The 18,496-nt window shown below is 59.6% G+C and carries 19 protein-coding genes; 12 read left to right on the plus strand and 7 right to left on the minus strand.

What is annotated here, in order from left to right:
• Positions 1-18 precede the first annotated feature (18 nt).
• Both WH7805_RS07095 and WH7805_RS07100 read left to right on the plus strand, forming a co-directional pair.
• Positions 19-309 (plus strand): DUF3181 family protein, encoded by a 291-nt coding sequence (locus WH7805_RS07095; RefSeq protein ID WP_006042343.1) that lies wholly within the window; start codon positions 19-21, stop codon positions 307-309.
• Positions 310-333: 24 nt separating this feature from the next.
• Positions 334-597 (plus strand): hypothetical protein, encoded by a 264-nt coding sequence (locus WH7805_RS07100; protein ID WP_006042344.1) that lies wholly within the window; start codon positions 334-336, stop codon positions 595-597.
• Here the strand turns inward: WH7805_RS07100 and murJ are convergent.
• Positions 584-2,191 (minus strand): murein biosynthesis integral membrane protein MurJ, encoded by a 1,608-nt coding sequence (gene murJ / locus WH7805_RS07105; RefSeq protein ID WP_006042345.1) that lies wholly within the window; start codon positions 2,189-2,191, stop codon positions 584-586. The two genes, WH7805_RS07100 and murJ, sit on opposite strands and share 14 nt — an antisense overlap.
• A gap of 77 nt (positions 2,192-2,268) precedes the next feature.
• On the opposite strand from murJ, the gene sfsA reads away from it, so the two are divergent.
• The 4 genes from sfsA (at position 2,269) to WH7805_RS07125 (ending at position 6,611) form a co-directional block, all read left to right on the plus strand.
• Entirely contained in the window at positions 2,269-3,033 is a 765-nt protein-coding gene (sfsA, locus tag WH7805_RS07110) for a DNA/RNA nuclease SfsA (RefSeq protein WP_006042346.1), read from the plus strand.
• A 92-nt stretch (positions 3,034-3,125) separates the two neighbouring features.
• A complete protein-coding gene (locus WH7805_RS07115) occupies positions 3,126-4,595 on the plus strand; it encodes an ammonium transporter (RefSeq protein WP_006042347.1) in 1,470 nt (489 codons plus the stop codon).
• A gap of 129 nt (positions 4,596-4,724) precedes the next feature.
• Complete coding sequence (locus WH7805_RS07120) at positions 4,725-5,924, plus strand: 4-hydroxy-3-methylbut-2-enyl diphosphate reductase (protein ID WP_006042348.1); 1,200 nt, start codon at positions 4,725-4,727, stop codon at positions 5,922-5,924.
• Positions 5,925-5,984: 60 nt separating this feature from the next.
• Complete coding sequence (locus tag WH7805_RS07125) at positions 5,985-6,611, plus strand: DUF1997 domain-containing protein (protein WP_006042349.1); 627 nt, start codon at positions 5,985-5,987, stop codon at positions 6,609-6,611.
• A 15-nt stretch (positions 6,612-6,626) separates the two neighbouring features.
• On the opposite strand, the gene WH7805_RS07130 is transcribed toward WH7805_RS07125, so the two are convergent.
• Together WH7805_RS07130 and purH are read right to left on the minus strand one after the other, a co-directional pair.
• On the minus strand, positions 6,627-7,088 hold the full coding sequence (locus WH7805_RS07130; protein WP_038004521.1) for a DUF4079 domain-containing protein: 462 nt from the start codon (positions 7,086-7,088) through the stop codon (positions 6,627-6,629).
• A gap of 69 nt (positions 7,089-7,157) precedes the next feature.
• Entirely contained in the window at positions 7,158-8,744 is a 1,587-nt protein-coding gene (gene purH / locus WH7805_RS07135; protein ID WP_006042351.1) for a bifunctional phosphoribosylaminoimidazolecarboxamide formyltransferase/IMP cyclohydrolase, read from the minus strand.
• 59 nt (positions 8,745-8,803) lie between these two features.
• Between purH and WH7805_RS07140 the strand changes: the two genes are divergently transcribed.
• Positions 8,804-9,427, plus strand: coding sequence for an alpha/beta hydrolase (locus WH7805_RS07140; RefSeq protein ID WP_006042352.1), 624 nt, complete (start codon positions 8,804-8,806; stop codon positions 9,425-9,427).
• A 9-nt stretch (positions 9,428-9,436) separates the two neighbouring features.
• Here WH7805_RS07140 and WH7805_RS07145 read toward each other — a convergent pair whose 3' ends face one another.
• Positions 9,437-9,805, minus strand: a complete 369-nt coding sequence (locus WH7805_RS07145) for a DUF3155 domain-containing protein (protein WP_038005198.1) — start codon at positions 9,803-9,805, stop codon at positions 9,437-9,439.
• Between the two features lie 149 nt (positions 9,806-9,954).
• On the opposite strand from WH7805_RS07145, the gene WH7805_RS07150 reads away from it, so the two are divergent.
• A complete protein-coding gene (locus WH7805_RS07150; RefSeq protein ID WP_006042354.1) occupies positions 9,955-10,176 on the plus strand; it encodes a hypothetical protein in 222 nt (73 codons plus the stop codon).
• A 14-nt stretch (positions 10,177-10,190) separates the two neighbouring features.
• Complete coding sequence (locus WH7805_RS07155) at positions 10,191-11,327, plus strand: sensor histidine kinase KdpD (RefSeq protein ID WP_006042355.1); 1,137 nt, start codon at positions 10,191-10,193, stop codon at positions 11,325-11,327.
• On the opposite strand, the gene cobS is transcribed toward WH7805_RS07155, so the two are convergent.
• A complete protein-coding gene (gene cobS / locus WH7805_RS07160) occupies positions 11,284-12,096 on the minus strand; it encodes an adenosylcobinamide-GDP ribazoletransferase (protein ID WP_006042356.1) in 813 nt (270 codons plus the stop codon). The two genes, WH7805_RS07155 and cobS, sit on opposite strands and share 44 nt — an antisense overlap.
• Before the next feature lie 30 nt (positions 12,097-12,126).
• Between cobS and tgt the strand changes: the two genes are divergently transcribed.
• Positions 12,127-13,245, plus strand: a complete 1,119-nt coding sequence (tgt, locus tag WH7805_RS07165; RefSeq protein ID WP_006042357.1) for a tRNA guanosine(34) transglycosylase Tgt — start codon at positions 12,127-12,129, stop codon at positions 13,243-13,245.
• Positions 13,246-13,276: 31 nt separating this feature from the next.
• Positions 13,277-13,420: a photosystem II reaction center protein K gene (locus tag WH7805_RS07170; protein ID WP_006042358.1), complete on the plus strand. Its 144-nt coding sequence runs from the start codon at positions 13,277-13,279 to the stop codon at positions 13,418-13,420.
• A gap of 5 nt (positions 13,421-13,425) precedes the next feature.
• Here WH7805_RS07170 and WH7805_RS07175 read toward each other — a convergent pair whose 3' ends face one another.
• Positions 13,426-14,172, minus strand: a complete 747-nt coding sequence (locus tag WH7805_RS07175) for a WecB/TagA/CpsF family glycosyltransferase (RefSeq protein WP_006042359.1) — start codon at positions 14,170-14,172, stop codon at positions 13,426-13,428.
• A gap of 49 nt (positions 14,173-14,221) precedes the next feature.
• Between WH7805_RS07175 and WH7805_RS07180 the strand changes: the two genes are divergently transcribed.
• Complete coding sequence (locus WH7805_RS07180) at positions 14,222-17,407, plus strand: glycoside hydrolase family 15 protein (protein ID WP_006042360.1); 3,186 nt, start codon at positions 14,222-14,224, stop codon at positions 17,405-17,407.
• Positions 17,408-17,437: 30 nt separating this feature from the next.
• Here the strand turns inward: WH7805_RS07180 and WH7805_RS07185 are convergent, their stop codons facing one another.
• On the minus strand, positions 17,438-18,442 hold the full coding sequence (locus WH7805_RS07185) for a Gfo/Idh/MocA family protein (protein ID WP_006042361.1): 1,005 nt from the start codon (positions 18,440-18,442) through the stop codon (positions 17,438-17,440).
• Positions 18,443-18,496 lie beyond the last annotated feature (54 nt).

Raw genomic sequence — 18,496 nt, forward strand, 5'->3', positions numbered from 1 at the left:
CCTGTTTGAACGTCTGCCATGACCATGGATGCCGCTGATCTGCATGATCTGAGCTCGGCCATCGGCGATCGTCTGTACTTGCAGGTCGCCGGCTGGCATCTTTATCTCAAAGATGCGGGCCTTGCCGAGTCCCTCGCGATCGAATGCAGCGCACTCGTCGATCAGGGAGCGGCGATCGCCGCTCGACATGCTCTTGAGCGTGTCCAGGTCCCGATCGGAGGCGGAAGCAGTCGATTGCCTCTCGCCAGGTTGTTGCCGTCCTCCCAACTTTCCGACCTCGAACAGATTCTTGAGGACCACGGCCGATAAGGTTGCTCTGATCTGGGAAAACGCGTGCTGATTATCGAGGTCACCAACGCACGTGAGGTGGTGCGTCAGCGCATCGGCCGCCTTGGGGAGCGCCTGATTGGCAAGGTCGTGGACCCCGAAGCCCAGGTGGAGAAGGCCCTGATTCAGGAACTTGATACAGCCTTCCGTGAGTTTGGAATTGAAGCTCGCATCGTGTCGGTGCAAGGGCCACAGCTCGTAGGCCGGCAGCAGCTCGAGTTGCCGATTCAGGTGCGCGATGACAGGACAGTGACGCTCAGCGACGGCTGAAACGCCGTGCAATCCCTTGATTGATCTCAACAACTTCAACGATTCCGAACGCCTGGCCGCACAACGCAAACAGAACCCCTCCGAAGCCACCGGAGAAAGCCACCTGAATCCCGCGGCCGATCAGATCAGGAGGCCATCGCACCATTGTGCTGAGCCCCCAGGCGGCACAACCGGCTAGTGCTGCCGATGCTGAGAGTCGTAGGACGTCATATCCCCAGCTACGCAGAGGCAGACCTCCCAAGCGTTGCTGGAGCACTAAGAGAAGAGCGAGACAGGTCAGGGCATTGATCAGCACCGTGGCCAGCACCAGCCCAGGCGCCCCGAAATCAAAGGGCAGCTGAGGGCCCCAGGGGGAGGGCCCCCCAACCAAGGCCCAGTCGAACAGAACATTCAGACCGATACCCGCCAACGACAGTCGGAAGGGAGTTGAGCCATCTCCAAGGGCGTAGAACACGCGCACGAGCACATCGCGGCCGAGATAGGCCGGCATCCCGATTCCATAAGCCATCAACAGTCCGGTGACCAACTGCGCCGCCTGAGCATCAAAGGCACCGCGCTCATAAACGAGCGCAACGATCGGAGCAGCCAATGCCAGGAAAAGGGCCCCCAGCGGCAGCATCGAAGCAGTGGAGAGCATCAGGCCCTGACGGATCCTGGCGATGAGCTGAGGCCGATCCTCCGGAGCCGTGAGCCGGGAGAACGTGGGTAGAAGCGGCACCAACAAGGCATTGGAAATCAGTCCGAGTGGTGTCTGCACCAGCAAGTTCGCGTAACCAAGCCCTGCGGCTGCGCCGAGGATGCCCGACGCGAAGAACAGATCCGTAAAAACATTGATCTGAAGCATTCCGGACGACAGGGTGGCTGGGCCCATCACCTGCCAAACCTCCCGCACCCCGGGGTGCCCCCAATCCCAGGACAGTTTGAACCGGGCCAGTCGCTGCCGAATCAAGGCTGGCAACTGCAACAACCACTGCAAGACGGCTCCAGAGAGCGTGGCCAGAGCCAGCACCACCCCTCCCCAGAGGGCATGCTCTGGCAAAGCGATGGCAGACCCGAGCTGCCACCAGAGCAAGCCGACTCCAAATATCAGCGCCAAGCTCGACATCAGCGGGGAAATCGCTGGGATCCAGAATTCGTCCGCGGCATTGAGCGATCCAAAGCCAAGACCGATCAGACCAGCGAGCAGGGCCATCGGGGCCATCACCTGCAACTGCGCGACAGCAATGCGATGAAGCTCGGGCGGCAGGCCTGGCCCAACCAGGGTGATTAATGGACCGGCAGCCATCACCAGCACCACCGTGACAGCCAGAAGCAGGGCACTCACCGTGGTGTTCAGCGTGGCCAGGATGTGGGCGCCTTCGTCTCTGGGCCTACGGCTGAGCACACTCACCATGGCGCTGTGGAAGGGACCGTTGATGCCCCCCAGAAGGATGAGGAGAAAACCCGGAAGCACATAGGCGTAGTTGTAGGCGTCGTAAGCAGCGCCAACGCCAAACGCTGCAGCGATCACCAATTGCCGGACAAGGCCTCCGAATTTGCTGAAGAGAGTCCCAACGGTGACCACGAGGGCAATGCGCTTGAGAGATCTCGCCATCAGCGCTGCCAACCCGCCGTTACTGCACTCATTCTCGGTCGATTCCCAGGCACCATGGCCCCAACTTGCCCGCCCCCATGACCGGCACCCCTCTCCTCTCATTTGAACCACTCACGGAGGGGATTTTGATCAAGCGCTACAAGCGCTTTCTGGCTGACATCGAGCTGAAGGATGGATCCTGCGTGACCGCCCACTGCGCCAACACCGGACCGATGACCGGTGTGCTGATTCCAGGGCAGCGAGTACGCCTTCGCCATGCCCCATCCCCAACCCGCAAGCTGGCCTGGACCTGGGAACAGGCGGAAGTACCCGGCGCTGATGGGAATCCTTGTTGGGTTGGCATCAACACCGCCTTACCCAACCGCTTAATCAGGGCGGCAATTGAAGCCGGATACCTGAACGAGATCGTTGGTCCGATCAGTGAGATCAGACCCGAGGTGGCCTATGGCGAGAACAAGCGCAGTCGCATTGATCTGTTGCTCACGCCAATGGCTAATGCGGCAGATCCAAGGCCGATTTATGTGGAAGTCAAAAACACAACCTGGTGCGAGGGATCACTGGCACTGTTCCCGGACACCGTCACCGAACGTGGCCAGAAGCATCTTCGGGAACTCATGAGCGTGCTGCCGAACGCGAGAGCCCTTCTGGTGCCTTGCCTCAGCCGTGATGACCTCAGTGCGTTCGCACCGGGAGACAACGCAGATGCCCACTACGGAGAACTGTTCCGAGAAGCCTTGTCGAAAGGGGTGGAAGTCTTCCCCAGCGCATTCCGATTTGAACGCGAGAAGATTCTCTGGCGAGGCAAGCGCGCCGTTCAGGAGAGGCAATCGCCGGTTTGGTAACAACGGCGACTTGAAAGGTGTACCTGCAAGTACATCTTAGGTCAGTGAGACGGTCATCACGACAGTCCGACCTGCAGTTCCGCTTTCTTTTCATGACAACTGCTCTGAACACTCCATCAGGGAGGCGAAAAGCTCTCCAGGAGGCAAGCCTGCTTGAGGGGCCAATGCTCCTTCTGCAAAGCATCCGAGGTTTCAGAACGAACCGAGCACTCCTTTGGCTTGCTTGTGTGCCAGTCGCTCTCTTCGGCCTTGGCATCTTCAATCTCTCCGCACACGCCGAAGAACTTCCCGAACTCAACGCAGCTTTCCTTGCAAACAATCTCTGGCTGCTGGTCGCGACAATTCTCGTGATCTTCATGAACGCCGGCTTCGCAATGGTGGAAGCTGGAATGTGTCGTCAAAAAAACGCTGTCAATATTCTCGCCAAGAACCTGTTTGTTTTCGCTCTTGCGGTCACAGCCTATTGGTTCATTGGTTATTCATTGATGTACGGCGGCTCAGTTGTTGATGGCTGGCTGTATTTCAAGGGCTTGTTCTTCGACCCAGCTGTTTCGGCAGAAACCATCAGCGAAGCTGGCTTGGTTCCAACTGTTGATTTCCTCTTCCAAGCAGCGTTTGCTGGTACAGCTGCAACCATCGTGTCCGGCCTTGTCGCCGAGAGAGTGAAATTTGGCGAATTTGTTGTTTTCGCTCTCGTTCTCACTGCAGTGATTTACCCGATTGCTGGTAGCTGGGAATGGAATGGTGGCTGGCTTAACAGCGTCGGCAACAAAGAATTCATTGACTTCGCAGGTTCATCCATCGTTCACTCCGTTGGAGCTTGGGCTGGACTGGTAGGCGCCATGTTGCTTGGCCCACGTATCGGCAAATACGTTGACGGACGAACGCAAGCCATTCCAGGCCACAACATGGCCATTGCGACACTCGGCGCACTCATTCTCTGGATCGGCTGGTACGGGTTTAACCCTGGCTCCCAGTTGGCCATGGACCAATGGGTTCCTTACGTTGCAGTCACAACAACACTTGCTGCCGCAGGCGGAGCCATCGGCGCAACAATCATTTCAACGATGACATCTGGCAAGCCTGACTTGACCATGATCATCAATGGAATTCTCGCCGGCCTTGTGAGCATCACAGCAGGTTGCGGGAACCTCACCCTGGTGGGGTCCTGGGTTGCTGGACTCATCGGTGGTGTGATTGTCGTGTTCTCAGTTTCTGCACTCGATTCAGCAGGAATTGATGATCCCGTTGGAGCTTTCTCTGTCCACGGTGTCTGTGGAGTTTGGGGAACGTTGGTCGTTGGACTCTGGGGTTTTGACATCCAGGGTGATGGCTCACCTCTTGGACTCCTTGTCGGTGGTGGAGTTGAGCAGCTCGGCATTCAAGCTCTCGGTTGTGCTGCCTATGCCATCTGGGCACTGGTGACCTGCTGGATTGCCTGGAGCATCATTGGTGCACTCTTCGGAGGCATCCGTGTCACCGAGGAAGAAGAGACCATCGGTCTCGATATCGGTGAGCACGGCATGGAGGCCTATCCGGACTTCGCTTCTGCAGGAAACTGATCACCAGTTTTTGTCTTAGAGCCCCGGCCACAATGCCGGGGCTTTTTTATGGAAAGGGTTGCCCTGTCTCAAGCAGATGAGCCAAGCCTGACCCACAGCCCATAGAGTCATCGCATCGTCGCCGCGGCTATGGATACCCACGCCTTCAAGCGCTCCCTGCACCATTCAGATCGCTACAACCGCCGAGGTTTCGGACGTGCCGATGAGGTAGCAGGAAGCCTTGAGCAGGCCTACCAAAGCAGCCTGATCGGATCCATCCGAGACAACGGCTACCAACTCAATCATGGTCGGCTTCAGGTACGCCTGGCCAAGGATTTCGGCTTCTGCTGGGGGGTGGAGCGCGCTGTCGCCATGGCCTACGAAACACGCAAGCACTACCCCGGTGAGCGTTTGTGGATCACCAACGAAATTATCCACAACCCCTCAGTGAATGACCATCTCCGTGAGATGAACGTTCAGTTCATCCCTGTTGAGCAGGGTGTGAAGGACTTCTCAGGTGTTACGTCCGGAGATGTGGTGATCCTTCCGGCCTTCGGCGCAACGGTTCAGGAAATGCAACTGCTCAACGAACGGGGCTGCCACATCGTTGACACCACCTGCCCCTGGGTCTCCAAGGTTTGGAACACTGTGGAGAAGCACAAGAAGCAGACCTTCACCTCAATCATTCATGGCAAGGTGAAGCATGAGGAGACCTTGGCCACCAGCTCCTTCGCTGGTACCTACCTCGTGGTTCTTGATCTGGAAGAGGCACAGATCGTTGCGGATTACATCCTCGGTGAAGGGGACCGAGACAGCTTCATGGCTCGCTTTTCCAAAGCCTGCTCTCCAGGCTTCGACCCAGATCAGGATCTAAAGAGACTCGGCGTTGCCAACCAAACCACGATGCTCAAACGGGAAACCGAAGAGATCGGTCGCCTGTTTGAACGCACCATGCTCAGCAAATTCGGCCCAACGCAACTCAATGAGCACTTCCTGGCGTTCAACACCATCTGCGATGCCACCCAGGAACGCCAGGACGCAATGTTTTCTCTTGTGGATGAACCCCTCGACCTGATGGTGGTCATTGGCGGCTACAACTCCTCTAACACAACGCATCTTCAGGAAATCGCCATCAACCGCGGCATCCGTTCGTTCCACATCGACACACCGGAGCGAATCAGCGCCGACAACAGCATTGAACACAAGCCTCTCGGTCAAGAACTCATCCGCGAACAAAATTTCCTGCCAGGCGGAACAGTCACGGTGGGCATCACATCCGGCGCCTCCACCCCGGATCGTGTGGTGGAACACGTGATCCAGCAATTGATCAGTCTCAGCGAGGAAAACTGAAGGACCCGCTCGCTTTACATTGGTTGATCTTGGGGATCACCCCTCCAGGGACGCTCATCCGTGCTGCTCGTGTCGAGACCACCAGCCGATTCCCTTCGCTCTCGCCATGGCCAGGATCCACAGGTGCGCTGTTACCGCAGCCACTTCAGCGACTGCATGGAGATGCGCGCCAGCCCTGCGGTGGTGGCTAGCTACCTCGATCGACATGACGATTGGTTCCGCCGCAGCGCCGCTCCGATGGAGGTGGAGGCACTGGACGCCCAGACTTATGTCCTCACTCTCGGGAGGTTCGGGAATTTTGGCTTTGAGGTAGAGCCGACCATTGCGTTGCGCCTGCTGCCTGGCCATGAAGGCACCTATGCCATCGAAACGGTAAAGCTGCCGGCGGTGGATCCAGCATTGGCTGCGCTCTACGACGTTGATTTTCAGGCTGATCTCAACCTGATCAACGACGTTGACCAGGGTCTCCCTGCAACTTGTGTGCGCTGGGAGCTTGATCTCAGCATCTGGATCTCACTTCCCAAAGTGATCACCATGCTTCCCGATGGCCTGGTGCAATCCAGCGGTGATCGACTGCTGCGTCAGATCGTGAGACAGATTTCACGACGACTCACTTGGAAGGTGCAGGAAGATTTTCATGGAACCCATGGGCTGGCTTGCCCGCCACGCAGGCGGGCCACCTTCTGATCAGCCCAGGAGCAGTCAGCGACTCGACCAGATCTTGTTGACAATTTGCATTCCACTGACCGCCTGCCAGAGGAAGAGAGTCATCATCCCCATGTTGAGACCCACATGAGCTTTACGGGCAATCAGATTGCCTTGCTGCATGAACGGAGTCAGGGACGCCGCCACCGCGATCATGGCGGTCATGGCGAGACCGGCTAGGAGGTGAGGGCCAACGAACAGCTTGTCGTTATTCAGATAGGTGACCGCCATGCCGCCAATGCTGCCCAGAACGATCAGTCCAAGCAGCACTCCACCCCAACGGAAATGACGCTGGGCGAACTTTCCAGGGATCAAAGCCTTGCGCTCTTCAGGCGTTCCCGTGCGGGTCTTCTTGGCTTTAATTCCCAGATACATCGCATAGGCAGATGCCAAAAGCAACATCCACATCATCAGTGGGTGAACAAAACTCAAGGCGAAAGGCAGCGCGGCAAGCGTCATCACAGGTCATCCCGTGGAGGTTGGCGCGAGGTTAGGACTCCGTGGTCATCAAAAGCGGTACTGAAAAACTCAGTGCAGAAAATGTCGCCGGCCTGTTAGCAGCATCGCCAGCCCCAATTCGTTGCAGGCTTTGACGGAATCCTCGTCACGTTTGCTGCCACCAGGGTGAATCACAGCCGTGATGCCGTGCTGCGCAGCCAGTCGCACCGTGTCATCGAATGGGAAGAAGCCATCACTGGCAAGGACGGCACCGCGGACACGATCCCCTGAAGCCTCGAGGGCGATTCGGGCTGATCCAACCCGATTCATCTGGCCTGCGCCGATTCCGAGGCTCTGACCGTCTCTGGCCACGACGATGGCATTAGAGCGGACATGACGGACCAACTGCCAGGCGAAGCACAGGTCATCGTGCTCAGCCTGACTAGGAGCCCGCTCGGTGGCCACCGTCCACCCGTCCGCCGCGACCGGATGGTCATCGAGATCCTGAACCAGCAGACCACCCAGGATGCTGCGCACATGGTCATGCCCGGCAGCATCGATGGCAGTGGGTGGAAGCTCCAAAACCCTGAGATTGCCCTTCGACGCGAGAATCTCTCTGGCCTCAGGCGCATACTCCGGCGCCACCACGCACTCCAGGAACAAGCTGGTGAGTTCACGGGCAGCGTGGGCATCCACGCGACCATTGACCGCCACAATGCCTCCGAAGGCACTGACCCGATCGCCATCCAGGGCTCGGGTGAGAGCGGCTGCTTCGCCATCGGCGACCGCCACTCCGCAGGGATTGGTGTGTTTGACCACAACAGCCGCCGGACGCAAAGCCGGGTAGGCCCCACCCTTGCCGTAGCCAAATTCCCGCACCGTGGCGAGGGCTGCTTCAAGATCGAGAAGGTTATTGGTGCTCAGCTCCTTTCCCTGCAACTGGATGGCACCTCCCCAGCCAGTCTTGGGTGCGCTGTACCAGGCCGCACGTTGGTGAGGATTCTCTCCATAACGCAGCCGCTGACGCAGGGGCAGTGCTTGCAAAAATGGGAGCGCAGTTGCTGAAGGGTCATCGACTTGCTGCAGCTCAGACCTGCTCTGCATCCAGCGCGTGATCGCAGCGTCATAGGCCGCTGTGTGAGCAAACGCCTCCAGGGCAAGCCGCCGCCGCAGCCCAGAACTCACGGTTCCTCCTGATTGAGCCAGATCCTGGAGAAAGCGGTCGTATTGGTCCGGATCCGTCAGTACAGCCACGTGTTCATGGTTCTTGGCTGCGGAACGCACCATCGTGGGCCCTCCGATGTCGATGTTCTCAATCGCACGCTCCCAATCCACAGCGGGATCAGCGACGGTCTCACGGAAGGGATACAGATTGACCACCACCACATCAATCGGTGTGATCTGCTGAGCCAGAAGATCCGCTTCATGCTCTGGATCACCACGACGAGCCAGGATTCCGCCATGGATGCGGGGGTGGAGCGTCTTCACACGACCACCAAGGATCTCGGGGGCACCGGTGTGCTCTGCCACTGGCGTGACCGGCAGGCCGGCCTCCTTCAACACCTTGGCCGTGCCGCCACTGGAAAGAAGCTGATACCCACAACGTTCATGCAGGGTCTTGGCCAGTGGCACCAGACCACTCTTGTCAGACACACTGAGCAGCGCTGTGGGAGCCATGGGAGCAGGACACAGGGGACACCATTCGCCAACCTACGCAGCAGTCGATCAAGTCATCCATGGGCGACCTCCTGATCCATTGCGGCGAGGAACACCCCCAGACACGTCTGGTGCTTCTGCACGGCTGGGGGGCTGATGCAAATGATCTGATTCCTTTAGGAGATTCGCTCGTTGCAGGCTCTGGACTAGCCATGGAGCGCATGGCCTTACATGCCCCTGAACCTCATCCGGCGGGTTTTGGGCGCCAGTGGTATGGGTTATTTCCACCTCAGTGGGCCGATGTTCCCAAGGCTGTGAGCCAGTTAAGAGAGCGCCTGGAGGGGGGCGATCAACGGCAAATTCCGCTTTCAAGAACAGTCCTGCTGGGGTTTTCCCAAGGCGGCGCCATGGCCATCGATGTGGGATGCCAACTCCCTTTGGCGGGAATCATCGCCTGCAGTGCCTATCCGCACCCCGGCTGGCAACCGAGAACAGAACGACCGCCTGTCTTGCTTATCCACGGCCGGAACGATGACATCGTGCCCTTCGAAGCACAAAAGAGATTGTCAGAACAACTGGGGGGCGAGAGCCAGACTTGCCAGCTGATTACTTTCTCAGGAGGGCACACCATTCCTGAGAGCACTCAGCCTCAGATGATTCAGGCCATGCAGTCCTGGCTGAAGCCAATCAGCCAGGACTCCTAGGCAGTCAGCTCAAACGAACGCGTATTCGTACTCTTCCATCTCTTCCCAATCGTCGGAGGCAAGCTCGAGGCCCTCGAAGATCACCTCTTCGCCGACCTTGTCGACAATCAAGCGCAAGGATGGAAACAGAAAATGGTTCTCTTCGGCGTACTGAGCGCTAAACAGGCCCTTTTCACCCCAGAAGAAACGGTCGGTGGTGTGCTCGTTGCGCCGAACGTTCAGAAGGGCAGGAGGCACCAGTCCGCCTTCCGCAATGAAGCGACGGGCTGCTGTGACAGGCTTGTGCTCACCGGTTTCCAGATGGAACGTCGGAACATGGGCAAGAACCCTCTGGCCGGCAAGACGACGGCGGCTGATCCGCTTGCGCTTCTTTGACATGGAAATCGTCGACCCGAAGTGGGGAGAAAGGAAAGGACAGTGAAAGAGCGGGGAGAGCCGTGAATTCAGCGCATACCGCAGGTGGCTCATCACGAGCACCCAAAATCTGCGTTCCTTCTGCCAATGCGGTTCGTTAAACCGCATCGGCCATGAGGAGACGCACCGTTGAAATCTTCGACAGTGATGACGAAGACAGCAGAGGATTCATCAACCTCTGCTGTAGCCTTGGTCGTGCTGAAAGCGCAACCTCGATCAAACAATCGACTGAGTCCGATCTCCACGAGATCGAGCCCTTTGGTCGTTCATCTGATCTTAAGACTTTTTTCCGAATTGGCAAGCTGACGATGTCTGTCGCCCTTTTGACCGTCTGAGCGTTTCCTCGCTGATGCATCTCTCTGATCGGTTTCTGGCTCTGGCACAACAGCATTTGAGCCTTCTGATCACCGACGGAGTCGCCGATCGCTTGGCCTTATACCTCACCGAACGCAACGGAGAGAACACACCAAGCCTCACTTTGGTTGCCCAGGCACCGCAGGATGCCGCTCTACCTGCATCAATTGCGCAAGATCCAAATATGCGCAGTTCAGCACCAGAACGACGCTGGTACCCCCTACGTCATGGCTCCTTGCTGCTGGGGGTGCTGCGGTCTGAACAGCACGCAGACGATGGACAGCCTGTGGCCCCTGCTCCCCGCCTGCAGACCTGCGCCGAAACACTGGCCTGCATCCTCGGACTGGAACTCGAGCAGGAACGGCTAAACGGGCAACTGAACGGGCAACGCCAACAGCTCTCCGTGATGGTCCATCAGCTGCGCAACCCGCTGACTGCTCTCCGGACCTATGCCCAGTTGTTGTTGCGACGCCTGGGTCCTGACGACCAACAGCGACCGCTGGTGGAAAACCTGATCCGCGAACAAGTGCAGCTCGATCGCTACGTGAGCTCTCTTGACCAGATCGGCCGGGAGGACCTGCGGCTTGAGCCAGAGAACTCCACCCCACTGCTGCTACCACCGGTGCCTTCCAATGCACCCGATCTCACAATTGCCGACCTGTTGAGCCCTCTGGTGGAACGCGCTGCTGCGACGGCCGCACTGCAGGGAAGGTTGTGGCAAGAACCAAAGCAATGGCCGAACTGGACGCACAGACAACGTCCGGCGGCCGATGCCGTGACGGCAGAGATCGTGGCCAACTTGCTTGACAATGCCTTTCGCTACAGCCCCAATGGCTGTGACCTAGGCCTGCACCTGCACGACCATGGGGTGTGCGTGTGGGATGCCGGCCCCCCGATCCCTGCGGATGAACGAAAGCGAATTTTTCTCAAGGGGGTGCGTGGAAGTACAAGCCGCGAACGAGCCGGCTCAGGTCTCGGTCTGGCCCTGGCGCAGTCACTGGCCGAGCAACGGGGAGGACAGCTCGAACTCTTGCATTCACCGGCGGAACTTGATCCGTGTCTACCGACTGAGGGCAATGCCTTTCTGCTCAGCCTGCCCCCCACAGAACAGGAAACAGCAGCGCTGAACTGAAAAGAGTGAACGTCTCCCCCCACACGAGACAGGCTCCGTAGGTATCGCCGGTGTGACCACCCAGGCGCTTTCCCAAACACTCCACCATCAGCAGTGCCGCCGCCAGTCCCAGCACAAGCACCAAAGACACGGCCACAAAGGAATTGGGCACTGCGCAAGCCACTCCAATGGTCAGGAGGAGAACCAGCACCAGGGCCGGAAACCAGTCCCAGAACCCGCGCCAATGCCGGCGATGAAAGGCCGCAGTCCCGCCTTGGCGAAGGTAGGGAAACCGTGCCATTGCAGCGAGAGGAGCGATCCTGCCGATCACAGCAGCCATCACCAGCGCGAGCGGGCCCCATGTCCCCAGCCTGATCAAGGCCCCCGCTTGCAGAAGCACAACAAGCAGCAGGGCCAGAACACCGCTGGCTCCGACACGACTGTCGTCCATGGCTTCAAGGCATCGCTCTTGCCCTGCAGCCAGACCGTCGGCCGTGTCCATCAGGCCGTCGACATGCAATCCTCCCGTGAGCCAGGCTCCCAGGGCAATAACCATCAAGGCACAGCTCTCAGCCGACCAGTTCATGGCACTGAGCAGTAGCCAGAGCAACGCCTGAAGGCTACCGATCACCAGACCGATCCAGGGAGCAAAGCGGGCAATGCGCTCGAACCGTGGTGAAGGCCAAGGCCAGGCGGGGAGTACTGAATAGAAAATCCAGGCACCGGCAAGATCCCGAACCCAGAACAGAGAAGCGATTCTCAGGGGGCAGCATCGGCGATCTGACCTCACCGTAGGGTCAAGACCTGGGCGGAGATGCGGGTGTTCGACTTCCAGATCAACGCAACATGCCGGCACACCGCTGCACGCTGCGGTTGTTTTGAGACTCCCCATGGACCGGTGAGTACGCCGCGCTTCATGCCCGTAGGAACGCTGGCCACCGTGAAGGGCGTCACAGCCGATCAACTCGCCACCACGGGAGCACAGATGGTGCTCTCAAACACTTACCACCTGCATCTCCAACCCGGTGAAGCCGTGGTGGAGGCCGCCGGCGGGCTGCATCGCTTCATGGGCTGGCAGGGCCCGATGCTCACCGATTCAGGGGGATTCCAGGTGTTCAGCCTGGGGGACCTCAATCGCATCGACGACCATGGCGTTGATTTCCGCAATCCCCGGGACGGCAGCCGCATCCTGCTGACGCCGGAACGGTCGATGGAGATCCAGATGGCCCTGGGAGCGGATGTGGCCATGGCGTTTGACCAGTGCCCCCCCTACCCAGCCACGGAAAATGATGTGGAGGAAGCAAGCCGGCGCACCCATGCCTGGCTCGAACGTTGCGTGGCCTCCCACTCGCGTACCGACCAGGCCCTGTTCGGGATCGTGCAAGGAGGATGCTTCCCCCACCTGCGGGAAGCCAGCGCGAGAGCGGTCGCCGACTTCAACCTCCCAGGCATCGCCATCGGTGGCGTCAGCGTAGGAGAGCCGGTGGAGGACATGCACCGCATTGTTCGGCAGGTCACGCCCCTGCTTCCGCAAGACCGTCCGCGGTACCTGATGGGCATCGGCACGCTGCAGGAAATGGCAGTCGCTGTCGCCAATGGAATCGATCTGTTCGACTGCGTGCTCCCCACCCGCCTAGGGCGACACGGCACAGCCATGGTGGCCGGGGAACGCTGGAACCTCCGCAACGCCCGCTTCCGGCACGACCACACACCGCTCGACCCCACATGCCCCTGCATCGCCTGCAAGCAGCACACCCGGGCCTATCTACACCACCTGATTCGTAGTGAAGAGCTGCTCGGACTGACCCTGCTGAGCCTGCACAACCTCACGCATCTGATCCGCTTCACCAGTGCCATGGAACGCGCCATTCGCGACGGCTGTTTTGCAGAGGATTTCCGTCCCTGGAACGAGGACTCACCGGCCCATCACACGTGGTAGCGTCCGCTCACTGACCGAACTGTTCGCCGGGATGGCTGCCTTCTCCCTTGACCTGCTGGCCCAACTTCCCGAGGCCTACCAGGCATTCGGCCCACTGATCGACATCCTGCCGATCATCCCAGTGTTTTTCCTGCTTCTGGCCTTCGTTTGGCAGGCCTCTGTGGGCTTTCGTTAAGCGCGTTAACGCCGGCGACCGCCGGCTCGAAGCACAGCCCAAGCGAATTGGGGGAGCACCAGATAACGCCGCCAGCGTGATGGGTCCTGGAGCAGCCTGAACAGCCATTCCATCTGCAGACGACTGGTCCACTCCGGTGCGCGCTGCTTGAGACCGGACCAGACATCGAAGCTGCCGCCCACACCCATCCAGAGACCTGGAAGGGACTGACGCATGCTCTTCGCCCAGACTTCCTGACGGGGCACACCAAGAGCCACCAGCACGAGATCAGGCCGCAGACCACGCAGACGAGACTCCAAAGCTGGCCAAGCATCTGACGCTTGAAATCCGTGTTCTGCCATCAGCAACCTCAAGCGGGGATGGCTCCGAGCCAGCGTGGTCTTCAAACACTCCATCACCTCGGGTGAACCACCCACCAGGGCGACGGACCAGTGATGGGCTTCGGCATAGCTGAGCAGTGACCAAGCCAGCTCAATTCCAGGGCTGCGACGCACCCTGACCCCCTGGCGACCTAAGGCCCAGACCACTCCCGCTCCATCCGGAACCACCAGGTCGGCCTGGGCGATCACCGCACCCAGTTCTGCGTCCTGACGGGCCCGCATCGTCATCTCAGCATTGAGCGTCACGATCTGACCGCCACCCTCTCCATGCAGGCCGATGGCAGCAGCCGCCACGTCCCGGCAAGCGTCAACAGGAACCCCAAGAACGTGGCAGCGACGGCGATCTCGCGGGCCAGTGCTGATTGTTTCCATCTCCGAAACGGCTCCGAGTGAGAATCTAAGTCCGGTCGAACGCGAGGCCATGGTTCTGTCCCATCCGGTTGCCGGGAATGACCAAGAGAAGCTGGTCCAGTTGCAGCACCTGGACAGCGCCATTGAAGCCGTGGTCTTGCAACGGCAGAACCCTCTCAGCGGACTCCTTCCGGCGAGCACAGCTCACACCGTTCATGGCAACTACGGCGATGCCTGGGTTCGCGACTGCGTGTACTCGATCCAGTGCGTTTGGGGACTAGCCATTGCCCACCGCAAACTCCTAGGCCCATGCCAACGCAGTTGGGAACTGGAGCAGCGGGTGGTCGACCTTATGCGCGGACTGCTCAGCGCCATGATGCGACAAGCGGAAAAGGTTGAACGCTTCAAGCACAGCCTGGATCCGCTGGATGCACTCCATGCCAAGTACGACAGCCGCAATGGTGAACCGGTGGTGCCCGATGACGGCTGGGGGCACCTCCAGCTGGATGCCACATCACTCTTTCTGCTCCAACTGGCCCAGTTGAGCCGCAGTGGCCTGGCCGTGATCCACAACCGCCATGAAGCGGCCTTCATTCAGAACCTGGTTTATTACGTCGCCCGGGCTTACCAGACCCCCGATTACGGCATCTGGGAACGGGGAGATAAGGGCAACCACGGACTGCCAGAACGCAATGCCAGCTCGATCGGCATGGCGAAGGCGGCCCTAGAGGCTCTGGACGGCGTGGATCTCTTTGCCGCGCACGGCGATGGCAGCGTGACCGTCCTGATCCCCCATGGTGCGGTGGTGCGTCTCCGGCGAGCGCTGCAAGGGCTTCTCCCTCGCGAATCCGCCAGCAAAGAAGTGGACAGCGCCTGCCTTTCGGTGATCGGCTATCCCGCCTGGGCTCTCGAGGATCCTGAGCTCGTCGAACGCACGGCCCGACGCATCCGCAGGGAACTGGGCGGTCTCTATGGGTACAAGCGCTTCCGGCGCGACGGCCACCAGACCGTGGTGGAAGACATCACCCGACTGCACTACGAATGCGATGAACTGGCCACGTTTGAGGGGGTCGAGTCGGAGTGGCCCCTGTTCTTGGCGTATGAACTGGTCACCGCCTGTTTTGAGGAGCGCTGGGATGAAGCCAGGCAGTGGCGCCATCGCCTGGAAGCTCTACGCGTGGAACGCAACGGCCAGATGCTTTACCCGGAGCTGTACCTCGTTCCTGCCGAAGCCCTGGAACGTGAACGCCAAGTCCCAGGGAGCCAGAAACGGGTCGCCAATGACAATGTCCCCCTGCTTTGGACGCAGAGCCTGGCCTGGCTTGGAGAGATGCTGATGGATGGGCTGATCGAGGCGGCAGACCTCGATCCCTGCGGCCGACGTCTGCCGTCCGTTCTTGGCGCCGAGTCGGTGCTGGTCTGCCTGGTACCCAACGATTCCACCGTGGCCTCGCGGCTGAAGGAGCTGGGCCTTCCGGTCTGCGATTTAGAGACTGCAGGGATCGAGGTTCTGAGCTCCGATGCACTGCGGCAACACCTGGGCGCTGTCGGCGTGGACGAGGCTCTCGGCCTGAGCGGTCATCCACCTCTGCGACCTGAGACTGCTGCCAGCGCAAGGCTCTACCGACTGGGTGAGAGGCAGCTGGCCTTCCTTCCCGCAGTCCTTGAGGAGGGAACGTTTTACCTCAGTCACGATCCCAGACACCTGGTGGACAGTGTGGTGAACGAGCTGCATCTGCTGCAGAGACACTGGCAGGGGCCTGGCTCACCCCTGCTCTTGATTCCGGTGCAAGCCTCCTTGCTGGAGCGGGGTGACACGCATCTGCTCGCCCTTACAGAGCGCCTCGGCAGTGGTTCCGTGGAGGAAGTGAGTGTGGAATTTGCAACCCTAGAAACCCTGGCGGCCAGCGCCCAGTGGCATGAACTGCCGGGTTCGCTGGGGACCGCCGGTCTACCCGCCGCCCCCAGTGCCAAACAACTGCTGCGGGCCTCAACAGATCTGAGTGATCTCACCGCTGCCCAGGAACAGGAGCTGGACGACACATCCTTGGAGGAGCTGCGGCGCCGTCTCTGGTCCAGCAACTCCCTGCGAGAGCAGGCCGAAGTACTGGAGTTACTCACGCGCAGGCTGGGAAGCGCATCGATCCTGAGCGGCCCCCAGGGTGCTCCGGTTGAGATCAAGACCCTGCTGGAAGAGATTTACAGACGGGGGCTGCAGCAGGAGGACTGGAACGTGGCCCGTCGCTGCGCCGGTGCCATGGGACTCGTTCACCCGCAGCTCGACGATGCACTCATCGACCTGCTCAGCCGGCAGAAGCAGGTGGTGGTTGGACGGAATTACACCAAGGTTTCACGACTGAGCACTCCCGTGTCCAGCCACGAGATTGCAGCCCTAATCGAGCAAACATGCGGCAGTGACGGTCGCGAGTGGATGCTGCAGCAGGAACTCTTGCTGGCGCTCGACGGAATCGCTCGGCGCGAACCGGACATGATCCGAGGTTCTCTGACCTTCCAGCTCGGACAGTTGCTGCTACTGCTCACGTCTGAGCTTGCTGCTGAACGACAACTCAGCCAGGACGAAGCCTTCGAAGCCGTGTGTGATGAACCGCCGCACCGCCTTGGCCAACGGCTACGTACGGTGTTGGAGGATGTCGATCATGCCCGCGACGCCTTGCAGCGGCGGGAGTTGCTGCATGTGCGCGGGACGGTGCAATGGAGTGTGCCGGCCCCCCTTGAAACGGGTCCCGGTGGAAATGACTGGCTCCAACATCGCATCCGTCTTGGCTCCCTCCAGCAAGTCCCCAAGGAGTTTTACGCAGGCATCTGGTCGCTTCTTCACCACTGCCGGGGCTTGGTGATTGGAGACAAACTTGAACGCCGCAATCGCCTGACCAGTGCCCTCCTGCTGGAGAAAACACCCGGCGAGCGCAACTTCGCGATCCAAGTTGAACATCTTCTGAGCCGAATCACCGCGCCCGAGTACCGGCAACTGTGCACGGAAAGTCTGCTCTCACTGATGGCTTTTACCACCGCCAATCCCAAGATCCAGATCGATGACGACATCGCGCTGGATGTGGTGATCGGTCATGCCGTTCGCGTTGGATGGCACGCCACCCACCCCGACTTAACGGAAGCTGATTACGCCCAGCACAAAGCCAGTGCATGGGATCAGTTTTACCGGTCATCCCCTGCCCTCTGCCGTCACTGGCAGATCGAGGCCCTGCGTCAGCTCGCCGATCAGGACAATCTCACTTGACCTGAGCCCCTGAGGCGAGGGAGACCCAACTCAGATCGGCGCCTCAAGCGGAATGCCAACACCAGGTTGTTCGACCGCCTGCTCGATCAAATCAGCCAATCGCAAGGCCCTTGAGGCCTGTTGCCCATCCACCGCTGGAGTTTCCTGGCCTCGCACGCACTGCAAGAAATGCTCGAGCTCGGCGTAGAGGGGTTCGATGGAGGTGGTGCTCACCTCCTCAATGAACCCGTCATTTCTGTAGAGCAGCTCACCATGGTCAGCCGAATACCACTCGTGGGCGCGGCGGTGGATGTGCAAGTTGTGATTGAGAAAGTCCGTCTCCACCAGGCTGGAGCGGCAGTGGGCGCTAAGGCTTCTGATCTTGCGGTGGCTCATTTTGCTGGCGGTGAGACTGGCCACCACTCCGTTCTCGAACCCGAGCGTGGCATTGACGTAGTCGATCGGACCTGAAGAACTGCGACCACCGGCCGCGGACAGATGCACCACAGACGAACCGGCGAGTTCAAGAACGAGGTCGAGATCGTGAATCATCAGATCCAGAACCACGGAGACATCATTGGCGCGGTCTGCGTGGGGACTGTGCCGGCGTGCCTCCAACACAACAACCTCCTCATTGGCCACCACTTTGGTGAGCTCACAAAAGGCAGGATTGAACCGCTCAATATGACCAACCTGAAGCAGACGTCCGCCCTTACTCGCTGCATCAATCAGAGCGGCAGCCTCCTCCTGACTTGCAGCGATGGGCTTTTCGATCAAAACGTGCAGACCGGCTTCAAGACAGGCCAGACCCACGGAGTGATGGAGCAGTGTCGGAACGGCAATGCAAACGGCCTCAACTTCACTCAACATGTCGCGGTAGTCAGCGAACCAGCGACATCCGAACTGCTCCCTGGCCAGCGCCCCTCTGGCCTCATCCGGATCGGCCACGCCGATCAGGTCAGCGTCTTTCAGCAGGCTGAGAACGCGAGCATGGTGCCAGCCCATGTTGCCGATGCCGATCACGCCGACCTTCACCGGAACCATGGTGTCGGTCATCAACGAGCCTGCGCGAACGCGCTGATTATCGTTGATCGACTGAACGGTTAGTGA

It is taken from the genome of Synechococcus sp. WH 7805 (assembly GCF_000153285.1).
GTDB lineage: Bacteria > Cyanobacteriota > Cyanobacteriia > PCC-6307 > Cyanobiaceae > Synechococcus_C.